Source organism: Marinobacter zhejiangensis (genome assembly GCF_900114775.1).
GTDB lineage: Bacteria > Pseudomonadota > Gammaproteobacteria > Pseudomonadales > Oleiphilaceae > Marinobacter > Marinobacter zhejiangensis.
In genome coordinates, this window is record NZ_FOUE01000002.1 from 209654 (window position 1) to 225665 (window position 16012).

Annotated in this window: 12 protein-coding genes; 2 read left to right on the plus strand and 10 right to left on the minus strand. The window is 58.8% G+C overall.

All coding sequences use genetic code 11. The features are described from left to right. Positions 1-26 precede the first annotated feature (26 nt). Positions 27-1994: a DNA (cytosine-5-)-methyltransferase gene (locus BMZ67_RS06460; RefSeq protein WP_092021139.1), complete on the plus strand. Its 1968-nt coding sequence runs from the start codon at positions 27-29 to the stop codon at positions 1992-1994. A gap of 201 nt (positions 1995-2195) precedes the next feature. Here BMZ67_RS06460 and BMZ67_RS18665 read toward each other — a convergent pair whose 3' ends face one another. Together BMZ67_RS18665 and BMZ67_RS18670 are read right to left on the minus strand one after the other, a co-directional pair. Then, the gene (locus tag BMZ67_RS18665) at positions 2196-2468 is read right to left on the minus strand and encodes an HNH endonuclease (protein ID WP_217642463.1); all 273 of its coding nucleotides are present in this window, start codon (positions 2466-2468) and stop codon (positions 2196-2198) included. A 103-nt stretch (positions 2469-2571) separates the two neighbouring features. Beyond that, positions 2572-2997, minus strand: a complete 426-nt coding sequence (locus BMZ67_RS18670) for a hypothetical protein (RefSeq protein WP_217642464.1) — start codon at positions 2995-2997, stop codon at positions 2572-2574. Between the two features lie 362 nt (positions 2998-3359). On the opposite strand from BMZ67_RS18670, the gene BMZ67_RS06470 reads away from it, so the two are divergent. Further along, positions 3360-5492, plus strand: a complete 2133-nt coding sequence (locus BMZ67_RS06470) for a TonB-dependent siderophore receptor (protein ID WP_092021140.1) — start codon at positions 3360-3362, stop codon at positions 5490-5492. Between the two features lie 66 nt (positions 5493-5558). Here the strand turns inward: BMZ67_RS06470 and BMZ67_RS06475 are convergent, their stop codons facing one another. The 8 genes from BMZ67_RS06475 to BMZ67_RS06510 form a co-directional block, all read right to left on the minus strand. Then, the gene (locus BMZ67_RS06475) at positions 5559-5819 is read right to left on the minus strand and encodes an ACT domain-containing protein (protein WP_217642465.1); all 261 of its coding nucleotides are present in this window, start codon (positions 5817-5819) and stop codon (positions 5559-5561) included. Then, positions 5816-7588, minus strand: a complete 1773-nt coding sequence (gene ilvG / locus BMZ67_RS06480; RefSeq protein ID WP_092021141.1) for an acetolactate synthase 2 catalytic subunit — start codon at positions 7586-7588, stop codon at positions 5816-5818. Before ilvG ends, BMZ67_RS06475 begins: the two co-directional genes overlap by 4 nt. A gap of 315 nt (positions 7589-7903) precedes the next feature. Next, positions 7904-9622: a neutral/alkaline non-lysosomal ceramidase N-terminal domain-containing protein gene (locus BMZ67_RS06485; RefSeq protein ID WP_092021142.1), complete on the minus strand. Its 1719-nt coding sequence runs from the start codon at positions 9620-9622 to the stop codon at positions 7904-7906. A gap of 135 nt (positions 9623-9757) precedes the next feature. Continuing rightward, positions 9758-11383 carry a methyl-accepting chemotaxis protein gene (locus BMZ67_RS06490; protein WP_092021143.1) on the minus strand — a complete coding sequence of 542 codons (1626 nt, stop codon included), beginning with the start codon at positions 11381-11383 and terminating at the stop codon, positions 9758-9760. Positions 11384-11484: 101 nt separating this feature from the next. Next, on the minus strand, positions 11485-12234 hold the full coding sequence (locus tag BMZ67_RS06495) for a (2Fe-2S)-binding protein (protein ID WP_092021144.1): 750 nt from the start codon (positions 12232-12234) through the stop codon (positions 11485-11487). After that, positions 12221-14242: a Fe(3+)-hydroxamate ABC transporter permease FhuB gene (gene fhuB / locus BMZ67_RS06500; RefSeq protein WP_092021145.1), complete on the minus strand. Its 2022-nt coding sequence runs from the start codon at positions 14240-14242 to the stop codon at positions 12221-12223. The genes BMZ67_RS06495 and fhuB overlap by 14 nt, the downstream gene beginning before the upstream one ends. Then, positions 14232-15191 (minus strand): ABC transporter substrate-binding protein, encoded by a 960-nt coding sequence (locus BMZ67_RS06505; RefSeq protein WP_092021146.1) that lies wholly within the window; start codon positions 15189-15191, stop codon positions 14232-14234. Before BMZ67_RS06505 ends, fhuB begins: the two co-directional genes overlap by 11 nt. Then, entirely contained in the window at positions 15181-15954 is a 774-nt protein-coding gene (locus BMZ67_RS06510; RefSeq protein WP_092021147.1) for an ABC transporter ATP-binding protein, read from the minus strand. The genes BMZ67_RS06505 and BMZ67_RS06510 overlap by 11 nt, the downstream gene beginning before the upstream one ends. Positions 15955-16012 lie beyond the last annotated feature (58 nt).

A 16012-nucleotide genomic window follows, 5' to 3' on the forward strand; every position in this document is an offset into this window, starting at 1 on the left:
TACCACACTATCGATCCGATCTTGAAATGAGTCAACCTAGCGACAAAGTAAAAATCATTGATCTCTTTGCAGGCCCCGGCGGTTTGGGAGAGGGGTTCAGCAATTGCGACAATTCTCCTTTCGAAATTGCCATGTCAGTCGAGAAGGAAAAAAACGCTCACAAGACTCTGACGCTGAGGTCGTTCTATAGAAAGCTCAAAGATAAATTCCTATATGTCCGCTACGTGACATGCACCGACGAGTCTTCAAAGAGACTCGTCATGGACGAGATCGAAAAAACGGACGAGTGGCGGGCTGCATGCGAAGAAACTCTGCAAAGGCCTCATGCGCTAGGTAACAGTAAAGTTTTTGAGAAATGGAAAAACGGAGAAGTTCCGGACGAAAAAGACTTCGAGGAAGAGACTCCCGAGCAACGAGAGATAAACAGGAAGATTGATGAAGTTTGCCGATCAACCGGAGAAGATCGACGCTCAAACCTGAGAAGCTGTTCACCGTTAATTGTGATTGGTGGTCCACCCTGTCAAGCGTACTCGACAATAGGTCGCGCCAGGCGCGTGGGCATAGCAAATCATAACCAAGACCATGACGAACGCTTTTTTCTTTACAAAGAATACGCAGATGTCATTGACCGAGCGCGGCCCGACTTGTTCGTGATGGAAAATGTTTCGGGAATCGGTTCGGCAAAACTCGCTAACGGAGTCAGAATATTTCCGGAGATCATCAAGCGCTTGGAGTACCTCAAAGAAAACCCAGATCCTGAAAAGGATCAGAAGCAGTACCACATATATTCGCTCGTCACTGATAAAGATAACTTCATTGGCTCAGAAGGAAATCCGTCAGACAAGGATTTCGTTATCAATGCGGCTGACTTTGGCGTGCCCCAAGAGCGGAGGAGGGTCATTCTCCTCGGAATAAATGCGGAACATGACAAAGACGGATCACTTCCGTTAACTATGGAATCGAAGCTAGCCCCACGCGCACCCTCTATCTCGGAAACGATCGCTTCGTTGCCCAAGATCCGGAGTTCGATCAGCACTGCGAACCGATCATCAGGCCCTGCCCAAATTACTGAAGACAGTCCATCTGACAGCGACCTCGAATGGCACAAAATCAGAAACCAGTGCCTCGATGAGATTCGTAGAATTGTGTCGGGAAGGGATGCCATCGAACGAGGTATTCGGGACATCATGGAGTGGGAGCGTAGAAGCCTCAGATTCGAAAAAGCGCGGCAAGTGAAGGCTACAAGAGACATATCCGAGCATGACCTTGTCCGGATTTTCCTCTCCAATGAGGAAGAGCACTTTATCGAGTGTCGGGAGGGCGAATACCGGCATATTTTATCAACAATTTATCCGAAAATTGCCCGGCTCCTCGATGAACTGGAAACAGGGGAGCAGCTGAGTACCGGGTGTAATTTCTATTTGAACTCCCAATCAGCCAAAGCTTTGACCGGCAGTAATGAAGACTACGAGAAGCTTGAAAACTGGCTGGCCAACAAATACTTCTCCGGAGTGCTGAACCACCGGGCAAAACAGCATATGCCCAGTGATATGACCCGTTACATGTTCTCTGCACTGTGGACTGAAGCGCAAATGCTCATTGACGCTGAACGTTCATCGCACGTGAGTAGGCGTCAGACCTCCACTTCGCCGACGACAAAGTTTTTTCCTCCGAACTTGGCTTCTCAGCACAAAAGTTGGTACTCAAGGAACTTCCAAGATCGCTTCAGGTGCTATCCTCGACTTCATCGAGCAAAGACTGTCACGTCCCATATGCATAAGGATGGCCATGCAAACATCCACTATGACCCCGCACAGATGAGATCACTGACAGTGAGAGAGGCTGCACGAATACAAACGTTCCCTGACGATTATTATTTTGAGGGAGGGCAAAGTGCTCAGTACCTTCAAGTCGGGAATGCGGTGCCACCATTTCTGGCGAAGCAAATAGCTGAGCACGTGCTTGAAGTAATGAAACTTAAAAAGATTCTCTGAGCAATTATTTCGGGCACGATTTTTACGGCAATTGAAACTATTGCTTGGCCGGCTTAGGTAGGTGCTGATGACCTGTGATTTGACTTGCCCTGCGACACGTAACTCGAGTTAGCTGCTCCCCTCACAATTTTCCGGGCTGGCAGACTCCTGGTGCGTCTCCTAAAACTTTGCAGCTGGCCCCAGCACCTAAACTCATACAGCTCACTGGTGCCGGAGCTTTTTCTTTATCTCCGGATATTCGAGCCCGTCTTTCTTCATATAGATGTGTACTGCTCTATGGCAGTTTGGGCACAGCAATGCAAAATCATTTTGGCTTAAAACGTAAGTAGAGGAGTATGCCGCGATAGGCACCTTATGGTGCGCTTCTATGTATTCGACGCCATACCGCCCGGAAAAGTTTAAATCGCAAATATCGCAAACCGAGGCCGAGTTGGCTTTGAGCGCCTTGACGGCTCCTCGGTCACGCTCAGCCATCAGGTGCATCACGTACTTTCTGCCGCCCTCTTGGTACAGAACCTCTTCCTGAGGCAGAGACCGCTCTGGCGCGAAGCCAGACCCGCGTTCTAGAACGACGAATTTAGTCTCGATTGCAGATACAAAAAAAAGTACCCTCGAAAACCCAGGAATTGCTGCTCTCTGTGAACAACAACACGGGATATTGGTACTGAGGCTGATTAATGAGTGCCGTATTTGCCTTTTCCGAGTAAGAAACTTCGCCGCCCCTAGCTTTAAAAGAGTAATGGTATGAAGCCTTGCCATCATCTGCCCACCCATCCTCTTCATATGACCCCGGCCGAGTCTTGATGATCACTCCGTGCCATGCTGGTGGTTCGCCAATCCAATTGATCCCCTGCTGCGGTGTGTTGTTTATTCTTACCTCTGCACCTCCCCAGAACTGAGAGTCAGCAACCTTGGAGTATTGAATTAGATCAAAGAGATTGCGCTTCGTGACGACATCTCCCGAAGCGAGCAGAAATAGATCCTGTGGTTTTTTCAGCTCCATGGGCACATCCTTTCCGGGAAGCCTTACAGATATTGGTAGCAGTCTATAGCATGGCATAGAGTTGATGGCTACGTGATTGCTGGAAGAGACCTTTCTACTGCTGAAACCACAGGTGACCGATTTTGAATCTCACCGTAGTTTGGTAACTCTGGGTTTATGGCGGTCCTCAATGGGTATAAGTTTATTAAATTCAAAGAACTACCACTGACAGGCATCATGAGATTGGATATCAATCTCGACTTGGGCTGACACAGTCTCGTTTTTCAGTGCGTATTTATCTTGAGATTTTTTTTTGCAAACAAGAAGTGTTATCATTACGATTCGCTCCGAATTGAATCGATTGGTCAAGTTGGAGCGCCGTTATGTCTCATCGTTTGCCCCCTGTTTTCCGCCGCAGCAGTCTGGCAACTGCTGTTCTCCTGGCGACCCTGCCTACCCTGTCCGTTGCAGAGGACGTCATTGTGTTGGATGCCGTTGAAGTCAGCGGCCAGCGCGGTGAGCCGTCATCCGAATCCACCGGGAGCTACACCGTAGGATCGACGAGCACGGCCACCAAGCTTGACCTGACCGCCAGGGAAACCCCGCAAGCGGTATCGGTAGCAACGCGCCAGCAAATGGATGACTTTGGCCAGGACGACATAAACGACGTCCTTGACAGCACCACCGGCGTCACCGTGGAGCGGGCCGAAACAGACCGTACCTACTACACCTCTCGCGGCTTCGATATCACCAACTTCCAGTACGACGGTGTGGGTCTGCCCATGGTGTACGGCAATGTGCTGGGCAAGATCGATACGGCGTTCTTTGACCGGGTAGAGGTACTGCGTGGTGCCAATGGTTTGATGACCGGGATTGGCAATCCATCTGCGACCGTGAACTTTATCCGCAAGCGGCCGACGGTCGATACCCAGGCGTCCGTTGCGGCGACTGTTGGGTCTCACGAGTACGGTCGCCTGGTATCGGACGTGTCTGGCTCCATGTCGGACTCCGGTAACGTCCGTGGCCGTCTGGTGGTGGGTGGAGAGGGGAGCGAAAGCTACCTGGATCGTTATGAAACCACTCGCCAGATGCTGTATGGCGTTATTGAAGCAGATCTGACCGATACCACTTTGCTGACCCTTGGGCACTTTACCCAGACCTCGGATGCCGACAGTCCCATGTGGGGTTCCCTGCCGCTGTTCTACAGTGATGGCACGCCCACCAACTACACCCGCTCCACCAGTACATCGGCGGATTGGGCCTATTGGAACAGTCGCTACCACAACACCTTTGTGGAGTTGGGTCAGCAGTTGGGGGGAGGCTGGCAGGCCAAACTGAATGTCACCCGGCTGGAAATCGACAGCGACTCGAAGCTGTTCTATCAGTACGGCACGCCCGATAAGGACACCGGCCTCGGCCTGGCGGCCTACCCGAGTGAGTACGACCTGACTAAAGAGCAGTGGATTGCCGACCTGTATGCGTCCGGTCCCTTCTCCCTGGCGGGGCGCACCCATGAACTGGTGGTGGGCAGCAACTGGTCTTATTCGGAACTGGATGACGTTTCCCGCTACGGCCAGGGCATCGGGACACCGCTGCCGCCGCTGGAACAGTGGACGGGGAACTATCCGGAACCGTCCTTCGATGCCCGTGTCGATGGCAGTGACTGGACCGATAAGTACATCAGCAGCTATGCCGCTGCGCGTTGGTCCCTGACTGATCGTCTGAGCGCGATCACCGGGTTGCGCATGACCTGGCTCGACAGCCATGGCACCAACTACGGCGACAGCAAGGACACCAGCTACGACGCGGTGGACACTCCGTATGCCGGCCTGATCTATGACCTCAACGACCAGCACTCGGTGTACGCCAGCTACACCGAGATCTTCACCCCGCAGACCGAAGAAGACCTGAGTGGCGACCGCCTGGACCCGATTGAGGGGCAGAACTACGAGCTGGGGCTCAAGAGCGAATACCTTGACCGCCGCCTGCAGACCACCGTGGCCGTGTTTCATACCGACCAGAAAAACGTTGCCACGCAGGCCGGTCTGCTGGCCAATGGGGATGCCTACTACGAGGCTGAAGACGGGCTGAGCAGCGATGGTATCGAAATGGAAGTTGTGGGTGCGATTGGTGAGCGTATCCAGCTCACGGCGGGCTATTCCTATGTGGATATCGAAGACGAGGCCAACAATGCGGCCCGCACTTTTGTCCCGGAACACCTGGTACGGGCGAAGGGAACCTACGATGTGCCTGCCGTTAACGGGTTGAAGGTCGGTGCCCTGGTGCGTTGGCAGTCTGACATCAGCGCCATGGTGGGGGATGTTGAAGTCAAGCAGGACAGCTATGCCCTGGTTGACCTGATGGCCAACTATCGCTTCAGTGATAACTGGACCACGACCCTGAACGTCTACAACGTCACTGATGAAAAGTACCTGAGCAGCCTCTATTGGGGCGGGAGCCAGAGCTACTATGGAGCACCGGTCAGTGCCGACCTGACGGTGAAATGGACGTACTGATTCATCGCAGAACAAAGAAGCCCGGCGATGACCGGGCTTCTTTTTGTCAGGCTGTTGTGGGGTAACTCAGGCCCGTTGGGCGGCAGCGACGGCGGGCATCCGGTGTACCCGGTTGACCGTGTGCAGCTTCTCAAGCTGTGATTGCAGCATGGCAACCGGGCGGCTGCCCTTGAGGGTCAGTGCCATTTCCCAGGTGCCGTCCCGAAGTTCGGCATTCATGCCGGTTACCTCAAAGCCCCGGACTCGGATGACCTGACACAGGCGCTCAATGGCGGCAGGCTCCGGGTTCATTTCACAGTAGATACGATGCTGGTCTGGCTGGCTCATGCGGCATTCTCCTTGGCATTTCGTTTGGGCGCCTGGGCGCTGCTGGCACTGCTTGTTGGGTGTTCTGTTGGTGTCTGGCCCGCAGACATGTTCTGGTGTCGCTGGGTATGCTCATCCAGCATGTCGCCGTTGCTGGCGCCCGGTTTGACGATGGGCCAGACGTTGTCCTGGCGGGCAATGGCCACATGCAGGAGCATGGGGCCGTCGTAGGCCAGTATGGTTTCGATTCCCCGGCGAATCTGGTCGCTCCGCTGGATGCTGATGGCCGGAATGTCGAACGCCCGCGCCATTGCCACGAAGTCCGGGTTATCGTCCAGGTTGATCTGGCTCTCCCGGTTACCGTAGAACAGTTCCTGTTGCTGGCGGACCATGCCCAGGCACTGGTTGTCCATGATGATCAGCTTGACCGGCAGCCGGTAGCGGCGGATGGTCGCCAGCTCCTGGGCGTTCATCATGAACGAACCGTCACCGCTGACGTTGATCACGGTTTTCCCCCGGCAGGCGAACTGGGCACCAATGGCCGCCGGAAGGCCAAAGCCCATGGTGCCCAGGCCACCACTGGTGAGGTGGTGACGGGGGTGAGCAAAGCGATAGTGCTGGGCGACCCACATCTGGTGCTGGCCAACGTCGCAGGCAATGACGGTGTCATCGCCGGTAATCCGGGACAGCTGGCGCACAAACGCGGGGCCGCTGATTGGCGCTTCCGGCTCGTCGTTATCGGCAGCAGGAAAGCCCTTGGTGGCGCGCCACTCCTGGCATTGCTGTTGCCAGTCGCCAATGGCCAGTGGGGTGCCAGACGTGGCCTGGGTAAACGCCTGCATCAGGCTGCCAAGATCCCCATTCAAGGCAATATCCGCTTTCCGCAGCTTGTTGAATTCGGCGGCATCCGCGTCAATGTGGATGACCCGGGCGTTCGGGGCAAAGCCGTCGAGCTTGCCGGTGGCCCGGTCATCGAGCCGCGCGCCAACAACCATCAGCAGGTCGCAGGCGTCTACCGCCAGGTTAGCGCCCCGTGAACCGTGCATCCCCAGCATGCCCAAATGGTAGGGGTCATGCCGGCTGTGGTTACCAATACCCTTAAGGGTAACAACGCTGGGTATGCCAGCCTGGTCGGCGAACTGACGGAAGGCTTGTTCTGCACCAGCCAGGCTGACACCGCCACCACTGTAGAGCAGGGGGCGACGAGCCTCGCTGAGCAGGGCCAACGCCTCGTCGATGGCGCAGGGGGCCGTTGCAACCGGGGTTATCGGGGCCATGGCCGTCGGCGGGATATCGGTCAACAGGATGTCTTTGGGGATATCAACCCACACCGGGCCGGGGCGGCCGTCCTGGGCCAGATGGATGGCTTCTTCCATAATCGCCGGAAGTTCCGCCGGGTCGGTGACCAGGTAACTGTGCTTGACGATCCCCAGGGCCATTCCGAGAACGTCGGTTTCCTGGAAGGCATCGGTACCGATCAGCGCTGAAGGCACCTGGCCGGTGATCACCAGCATGGGAATGGAGTCGCGGTGGGCATTGGCGACGCCGGTGATCAGGTTGGTGGCACCGGGGCCGGAGGTGGCGATGCACACACCGAGGCGACCACTGGCACGGGCATAGCCGTCTGCGGCGAGGGCACAGCCTTGCTCGTGGCGGCACAGCACATGCTCGATCCCCACCGAGTCCACCAGGGCGTCGTACAGCGGCATGATGCAGCCGCCGGGGTAGCCGAAAACGGTGTCGATCTGGTGGCGATGAAACGCCTCAAGTATGTGTTGTGCGCCGTTCATTTTCATTTTCCCTTGGTTTTCTGGTCGCAAAAAAAAGCCCCCGGAACCTTTCGGTGCCGGGGGCTTTGGTGTTCATTCTGGATGTGTGTCGTTATCTCATCCGCTTGTCCACGCAAAAGCCCCCGGTTGGTACCACGACCACCAGGACTAGCTTCACTAGGACGATAACGGCGTTGAAGTTCATTAAGTTCAGTTCTTCACATAAAAGAGTTCGACAACAAGTGCGTAAAATCTAACCTACGTATTTGGCTGTTTTCAAGCCTTTTTTTCAACGAATGACTGTTGGCCGGAATAAATGGCTCCGGAAATGAGCGCTCAAAGACCGGGGGGCGGGACGTTGCTGCGCAGGGCGAGTTCCGCTTCCGGCACCGGTGTCGGACGGGTTTCCCGGTCATAGGTACGTTGCTCCGGCGCCTTGTTGAGCTGCCTTGCCAGTTCGGCGAACTCGGTCTGAAAGACCGCGAGGCTCCACTGGCCGAAGACCGTGTGGCCGCCTTCGTATCGTTGCCGCTGATACTCCTCGCGGGTGGTTACGTAGCCCATGTAATCGTTGCAGTAGGTGAGCAGCAGCACCTGTTCGATGCCGGTGTTTGCCAGTTGAGCTGAGACGGTATCACGCACCCGCTGGCCAGCAACTGTGGTGAATTCGCCGGGGCAGCAGACCACGGCAATTTGGCCCAGGGTAACGATCTGCAGCGGTAGCACAGAGGGCACCAGGTCACTCTGGTTAAGCGCACCCAGGCGGGCCTGGCGTTTCATCTCGGCAACCAGAGGGTCCGCCCAGCCCGGCAGGGGAAGGCGATCAAGCGTGTGCCCCAGCACCTGCTTCCGTCCCGCCTCCAGCAGGATATCCTTGTTGCCCTGGGCTTGGTAGAGCTGTTGGTAGTACGAACGGTCACTGTCGTCCGCTGAACCATTGAGGCGTTTCCGTCGCAGCCGGCGCGCCAGCCAGCCGGCAGATCTGGCCAGCAGTGAGGGCATGCCCGGGCCATCGACCGGGGTACCGGCGAAGAACGGTACGCCGTGGCAGGGGGCGCTGGTATAGGCATCATCAACACCGTTGGCATAAGCCGGGTCAGCTTTGCGCCCCGGCATGGCGATGTAGCTGAGCAGCGCGTCGAGCCCCTCGGATTCAATGCGCGTGGCCTCTTCGCCAAGAGCCCCCAAAGCCAGCGTACTCTGGTACTCGCCGTTACGGCGTGCGTACTGGTATTCGGCCTCACCGTGAATAGCCTTGCGTCTGCGGGCCTGCCCGGGGCCATGGTAGTGGGGGGACACATCCCCGGCCGTGCCTTGGGCGAAGATGGCAACTGGGTTGGCGATACCCGTGGCTTCCAGTTGGCTCTCGGCATTGCGGGCGGCATAGCCCTTGTTGTCGCCGTCAAAGGCGGTCTGCTGACTGCTCACGCAGGTGGCATGGACGCCAAACAGCGACATCAGCGCATGGGTCTGGCCATTCCTCTGGAAATCCAGGACGGGCATGGTCCGGTCCAGTGCCAGGTGGGCATGGAGATCATCCCTGGGGACAATCTCGGGGTTCTCGTTATAGGCATCGAGGGAGCGGTTCCAGGCAACCGGGATCTCATTCTCAAAATGGCCGGTGGAAAGGCTGATCTCTGTGGGTTCAGCGCTGTTCCAGGCTTCCAGGATGGTTTCGGCAGTGGTGGTGACAATGGCTTCCACGTAGTCCGGGACATACCCTGGGGTGACCAGGTTATAGAGCCCATCGTGGCTGCAGCCACCCGGGCCGGAATGGGTATGGGTACAGGTCAGGACCAGCTGTTCGGGGGTGAAATCGCCCCCCAGTACTGTGGTGAGGTGGTCGCACACACCTTGGCGAATGGCGTAGGTGATGTACCCCAGATCAAGGCAGCAGAAAACCAGGTGCTGGTGCCCATGATGGAGAACGATTGTGCGGCACATCAGCGGCAGGCGTGTGGAGCGGGCCCGGTGGTGCCATTGGCCGTAGCCATGCATGGCATAGCCCCGTGGGGTGAGGGGAAGTGGTTGCTTGCTCCAGCCAGCCAGGTACATGAACACCTCTGTACACTCGTAGAATGATATTAACGTGACATTGTGTCACTTAATCGCATGCTAGCGAAATTGGCTGGCCCTGTCATGGGGGCAGGAGGGAATGGCCCTGAAGGACAGGGCCTGAACCATTGGGTACTACTGGCGGAAGCGGGAGGCGATGGCCTCGGCTTCGCTGGCCATCCGCTCCAGTTCGGGCAGAGTGCTCAGGTTTTCCTTGGCTGCCCGGTTCATGTTTTCGGAGATCTCCGCAACCTCAGTCACGTTCCGGCTGATGTCCTCGCTGACGCTGGTCTGTTCCTCGGCGGCTGTGGCCACTTGAGTGGTGGCGTCGTTGACACTGGCCATACGCTGGTTGATGTCGTTCAGACTCGCCCGGACAGCGGCCACCGCTTCGGCGGTTTCCTGGGTGACGATCTCGCTGGCCTGCATATACTCGGTGGCGTCCCGGGAGCCGGAGGCTATGGCGTCGATGATCCGGTCGATTTCGACGGTGGCATCCTGGGTCTTGGCCGCAAGGTTGCGCACTTCGTCAGCGACGACGGCGAAGCCCCGGCCCGCTTCCCCGGCGCGGGCCGCTTCGATGGCAGCGTTCAGGGCCAGCAGGTTGGTCTGGTCGGCAATCTCCCGGATGACCTTCATCACGTCGCTGACCCGGCGGCCGTCTCCGGCCAGCTGGTTGACGGTCTCTGTCGAGGTCCGTATCTGCTCAGCCAGGCGGGTCATGCTGTCCATGGCGCCATTGATTTGGGTATCCGCATCGTTGGTCTGGGCCGACGTTTCCTGCACCTGGCTGGCGACCGCCGCGGCATGGGTGGCGACATCCTGGGCCGTTGCCGACATTTCGTTCATGGCGGTGGCGATCTGGTCAATGCGCAGGTGAGCCTGCTCCGACTCGATGGAGACCTGATCGGCGTTGGTCGAGATCGTGTCTCGGGTATCGTTGAGCTGGCGCGCCGTTGTGGTCATCTGGGCGCTGGTCGTGGACAGGAAGTCGTGGAGGCGGCGGGCTGCGTTGGCGAGCTGGCCCAGCTCATCCTCACGATCCAGGGTTACCGGGTCAGACAGGTTGCCGTTACCGAGTTTGTCCAGCTGGCCGATGATGGTTTGGGTAGGCCGAATGATGGCTCTCATCAGCACCAGTAAGCAGGCGGCGGTACCCAGGATGATGGCCAGCAACAGCGCGGTGCCGATCTGCCAGGTCGATGAGGTCACCTGACTGGCCAGGGATTCCGCATGGCTGAGAGCTTCGTCATGAATGACCTGAACGGCTTCGTCGATCAGCTTGGCCGGCTCCCGGTCAATGCCGGAAACTGCCTGGTCTCCCACATGCGCATCCATGCCAGCATTGATAAACGCCTGGTAGCCCTGACGATAGGCTTGCCCCATTGAGAGGTGAGCACGCTGGAACTGGGTCAGCAAGGCCTGTGCATTAGCGCTGGTAACTTGCGGGATCAGGGTGCCTAGCTCTGTCTGGATGTCGCTTTCACGTTGTTGGAAGCGGTTCCAGTATTTGTCGAGTTGCGCAGGATCGGCGCCGCGGATCAAAACGTTCTTCCACTCCTGGACCTGGGTCTTGAAATCGATCAGTACATCCTGGGTTTCCAGCGCTGCAACCATCTCGACACTGGCGAGTTCGTCGTAGCTATCCTTGGCTTTCAGCGAATTAACAACATAGATACCGGCTATGATGGCAAACAAAAGGTTGACGGCAACGATGATGGTGAGGATGCGGTTTAGGATGCTGCGGGAATACCATTTCACTGGCGTGTCTCCGAGGACGTTTGGCTGGCTGCAGAAAAAATGGCCGTTACTCTAGCAGTATAAGAACGATTTCCAGGTAGGGGTAATGTTGCGAATTTGTTTCAGACTGTGGCGCCAGAGGCCATTCGTTGCTTGCGGTAGATCCCGCAAGTACCGCAATAGCCTCCATCTGGCAGCCGGTATTTCTGGCAGCACCCCCGGCGTTGGGGAATGGCACATGGGGTGGGACCAGCGTTGAATGGAATCCAGTTGATGAAACGCCGGGCATCACAGTCAAATCGGGATAGCCAGCGGCTGGCCTCGTCGCACAGACTCTCGGGCGGGGCACAGTCGTACAGTGCCGAATAGGGGGCGCAGAGCCCCAGCCCGGAGCTGCTCCAGTAGGCCCCGGCGCTGACGCCCAATGCTGTGCGAAACGTCGGGTACCACTGGTTGACCAGCGTCGTGACCTGCCTGATGTATGTGCTGGCGGACACCTTGGGGCCGCCACCACAGCGATGCCAGCGGCCTGACGCCTGGTTAGGGTCAAACCACAGCTCCCTGGGGTCTGGCAGGTCGCTTTCACCGGTGAGGAATAATGTGGTTGTCAGCGGGCCGAGGATGTCCAGCGCCAGGTTCTGATGAATGACCGAGGCCAGCACCCGCCGTTCGACCTGGCGAGCCTCGGCGGGCACTTCAAGCTGCCGGGCAAACCACTCGGGATTGTCGAGCACGTCTGCCAGGAATATGGCACCTTCGGACGGCGCGGCAGCCCGGGCGGGCAAAGTGGCCAGGAGTTGTTCGGGCGTTTTTCCGGCCAGCGCCAGCAGCTCCGGGTAGGCGGCCAGCGAATCAGGCTCATGCCTTACCATGGCGGCTTAACCCCCAGAAGAAATACAAACCACCAACCAGGGCCGCGAGAATGCCGGCCGGTAACTGGTTGGGGAACAGGATCACCCGTGACAAATAGTCTGCCGCTGCCAGCAGGGTGGCACCGACCAGGGCGGCCAGGAGCAACTGACGGGCAACGGTTTGTTGCCCGAGCATGCGGGCCAGGTGAGGCGCCATCAGGCCGACAAAACTGAGTGGCCCAATGATGATGGTGGCGGCGGACGTCAGCAGGGCGGCCAGTAGTAGGAGCACAGCCCTTGCCAGGGGGACTCGGACACCGAGGGCCTGGGCCGTCGCCCCTCCCAGTGGTAACACAGTCAGCAGCCGCGAACAGAGCAGCGCGGTTGCCAGCAGGATGATGCCAATAAGCGCCAGAGCCCAGGCTTCGGAACCTGTGACCAGCCAGGTTGAGCCAGACAACCAGTTCAGCAACTTCATGGCCTCGGTGTCGCCTTTGGACAGCACCAGGCGAATGCCGGCATCCATAAAGACATAGATGGCGACCCCACCCAACAGCAGATGATGGCCGGAGAACCGGTGACGGCGGGACAGCAGGAACAGCAGCATGAGTACAACGGCTGCTCCCGCTGCTCCAGCGATTAATTGCCCGCCTCGCCCGGCGCTGATGCCCAGCAGGCTCAACGCCACCATGGCCAGGGCAGCACCGCCACTGATGCCGAGCAGCTCTGGGCTGGCCATGACATTTCCGGTCAGGCGCTGAATCAGGGTGCCGGCCCCACCGAGGATCATGCCTGCTAATAGCGCCGCGACCAGCCGCGGGCCTCGCCATTGCCAGGCGTTGGCCCACTCGGACGGCGGTGTCCACTGCCAACCTGCAAGGCTTGGTGACCAGGCGAGGGAAAGCGTGGTGACGATTGCCAGCAGCATCAGGGTGATCAACATGGGCGGCCACAGGGAGCGCCGTGAACGGGCAAAGGAGGCGGGGTTGCTGGTGAGGTTGCTGGTATGGGTTGGTGCTTGGTGGTCATTGCGCAGGCCCCGCAGGGCGAGCAGCAGGATTGGCCCGCCAATCAGCGCCGTGGTGGTGCCGGTGGGGATCAGTGAGCCGCCAATCCACTGGGTGGCGAGTTGGGCAAGGGCATCTGCCAGCAGCAGCACGCCAGCACCGATCAGTGTGCTCCAGAACAGCTGTTGCTGAAGGGTTCGAGCCCCGAGCAGACGCGCCAGTGCGGGGGCTGCCAGTCCGATGAAGGCGACCACGCCAACCCGGCTCACCACGCAGGCCGTCATCAGGATCACCAGTAACAGTGCGAGCAGGCGCAATGCCGTTACCCGCGCTCCCAGTGCTCGAGCCCTGCCGGCCCCGAGCTGCAGCAGCTGCAGCGGACGCATCAGCAGGATCATGCCAATGGTGAGCACAACGACCCGCGGCCACAGAGCCTGGAACTGGGACCAGTCATTCTGGACCAGGGAGCCGGCGCCCCAGATGAACAGGTGCCCCAGAAACTCTCCGTTCAGTAGCAGCAGTGCATAGTTGATGGCGCCGAGCACAAAGCTCACCACCATGCCGGCGAGAATGACCGTGACCGGAGAGAAGCCCAGGCGCCACGTCAGGGCAATAACCAGACCGGTCCCAAGCAGCCCCCCGGCCACCGCTGTCAGGTCCGGGCTGAACACCAGCAGGCCGGGGATATGAAGCGAAGCAATGGCAATGGCCAGTTGTGCGCCGGATTCCACGCCGAGGGTGGTCGGGGAGGCCAGCGGGTTGCGCAGCACCTGTTGCAGCACAGCCCCTGCAAGGCCAAGCCCCGAGCCAATCAGCACTGCCATGGCGACCCGGGGGGCCCAGCTGTAGTGCACCATGATCTGGTCAAACTGGCTGGTGTCCGGGGCGGCAGATGCCGTCACCAGCGTAATCAGCGACATTTTGTCGAGCCAGGGCCAGGACACGGCCACCAGACCAAGTGTCCAGATCAACAGGGTGCTGGCCGGTAGCTTCGGGGTTGGCGCTGTGGTGTCAGCGGACATTGTCGCTACCGCCTTGTAGCAAGGCCTGGGTCAGCAGGTCGCTGAATCGGCGAATGGCATTGACTCCGCCAAAGGTCCAGACCGGGTCGATCTGGTAGACCTCGCGGTCTGCCACCGCTGGCAGGTGTCGCCAAAACGGGCTCTGGGCCAACTGCTCCCTGAGCCCCGGAAGCGTGGGAGAAATTACCACCAGACGGGTGTTATCCAGTGGTGCGATGCTTTCCAGGCCAACCAGTGAAAAGCCCCAGAAGTTACCGTCGGCGGGCCAGCCATTGTCCAGTCCCAATCCGTCGAGGCCGGCCTGGAGCAAGCCGTTGCTGGCGTTGATGCGAACATGGCGGTCATCCATAAACCCCACCACGGCTATGGCTTTGTCATTGAGGCCGTTGGCTGCCAGCAGGGCACGGTTGGCGCTCAGGTCGGCATCGATTTCCGCCAGCACTTCACGGGCCCTGTCTGCCCGCCCCAGCATTTCACCAAGGGTGAGAAACATTGCTCTGGCTTGATCAGGCGGGCTGACCGCTTTGTCGTAGACACTGAGGACGTAGGTGGGTGCTATGGACCGGATCTGCTCGTAGGCGGGGGCCAACTGGCCGCTGGTCACGATCAAATCTGGTGCCAACTCGCTGATGGCTTCCAGGCTGGGTGCGCTACGTGCGCCGACGTTGGCGATGCCGTCCGGCAGTGGCGGGTCCTGGACCCAGACCGGGTAATAATCCCGGTCGGCCATGCCAACCGGGGTGACCCCCAGTAATAGCAAGGCTTCGGTTGCCGCCCAGTTGAGAGAGACCACGCGCTGGGGAACTTCCTCCAGACGCAGGGTGCCGCGCTCGTGTTGCCAGCTGGCGGCCTGGGCACTGGAGCCAACAAGCAACAGCAGGGTCAGCAGCGGCAGGAGCGTTACCGAACGGAAGGCGGAGCCGATACATGGGCGTTGGTCAGTGGACATAGGACACCCAATGGCCGGGTGCCCGCTCCATGACGCCCATGGGAACGCCATAGATGGATTCCAGGGTAGGGCTGTTCATGGTTTCGTGGGGGGAGCCGTCGGCGGTCAGAGTTCCGGCTTTCAGGGCGACCAGGCGGTCGCAGAAGCGGGCGGCCAAGTCTACATCGTGGAGCACCATGATGACGGTGAGGCCCCGTTTCCGGGCCAGCGAACGGATCAGTCGGAGCGTTTCTACCTGGTGCAGGACATCCAGCGCCGAAATCGGCTCGTCAAGCAGCAGGCAGCGGGTTTGTTGGGCCAGCAGCAGGGCGATCCAGGCTCGTTGGCGCTCTCCACCGGAAAGCGTGTCGACGCTGCGATGGCTGAATGAGCCGAGGCCGGTGTCGTCGATCGCCTGATCGATGATCCGGTGGTCATCCGGCTGGTAGCGCCCAAGGGGGCCTTTCCAGGGATACCGGCCCAGGGCAACCAGCTCCCGAACAGTCAGCCCGTCCGTTGCCGGCGGGTGCTGGGGCATGTAGCCAACCTGGCGGGCAAAATCCCGTTGACCGATCTGGCTAAACGGGGTGCCATTGAGGCTAAGCGTGCCGCCTTTGGGTGAAAGCTGGCGGGCCAGGGCTTTGAGCAGGGTGGATTTGCCTGAGCCATTATGGCCGAGCAGAGCGGTTACCTCACCGTTGGCGAAGTCCAGGGTGATGTTCCGGAGAATCTCCGTGCCACCAACAGCGACCCCGAGACTCTGGATATTGAAGAAAGCCGACATGTGCGTTCCTGGAAGGGCGTCGATCGTTGTGAGGAGCCCAGCGATGGGCTCGTATGAT

Bases quoted from the DNA above. Each gene is read 5' to 3' on its own strand.
- BMZ67_RS18670 (WP_217642464.1), bottom strand. From the start codon at position 2,997: ATGGAGCTGAAAAAACCACAGGATCTATTTCTGCTCGCTTCGGGAGAT.
- BMZ67_RS06475 (WP_217642465.1), bottom strand. From the start codon at position 5,819: ATGAGCCAGCCAGACCAGCATCGTATCTACTGTGAAATGAACCCGGAG.
- BMZ67_RS06505 (WP_092021146.1), bottom strand. From the start codon at position 15,191: ATGTCCACTGACCAACGCCCATGTATCGGCTCCGCCTTCCGTTCGGTA.
- BMZ67_RS06510 (WP_092021147.1), bottom strand. From the start codon at position 15,954: ATGTCGGCTTTCTTCAATATCCAGAGTCTCGGGGTCGCTGTTGGTGGC.
- BMZ67_RS06460 (WP_092021139.1), top strand. From the start codon at position 27: ATGAGTCAACCTAGCGACAAAGTAAAAATCATTGATCTCTTTGCAGGC.
- fhuB (WP_092021145.1), bottom strand. From the start codon at position 14,242: ATGTCCGCTGACACCACAGCGCCAACCCCGAAGCTACCGGCCAGCACC.
- BMZ67_RS06485 (WP_092021142.1), bottom strand. From the start codon at position 9,622: ATGTACCTGGCTGGCTGGAGCAAGCAACCACTTCCCCTCACCCCACGG.
- BMZ67_RS18665 (WP_217642463.1), bottom strand. From the start codon at position 2,468: ATGGCTGAGCGTGACCGAGGAGCCGTCAAGGCGCTCAAAGCCAACTCG.
- BMZ67_RS06470 (WP_092021140.1), top strand. From the start codon at position 3,360: ATGTCTCATCGTTTGCCCCCTGTTTTCCGCCGCAGCAGTCTGGCAACT.
- ilvG (WP_092021141.1), bottom strand. From the start codon at position 7,588: ATGAACGGCGCACAACACATACTTGAGGCGTTTCATCGCCACCAGATC.
- BMZ67_RS06495 (WP_092021144.1), bottom strand. From the start codon at position 12,234: ATGGTAAGGCATGAGCCTGATTCGCTGGCCGCCTACCCGGAGCTGCTG.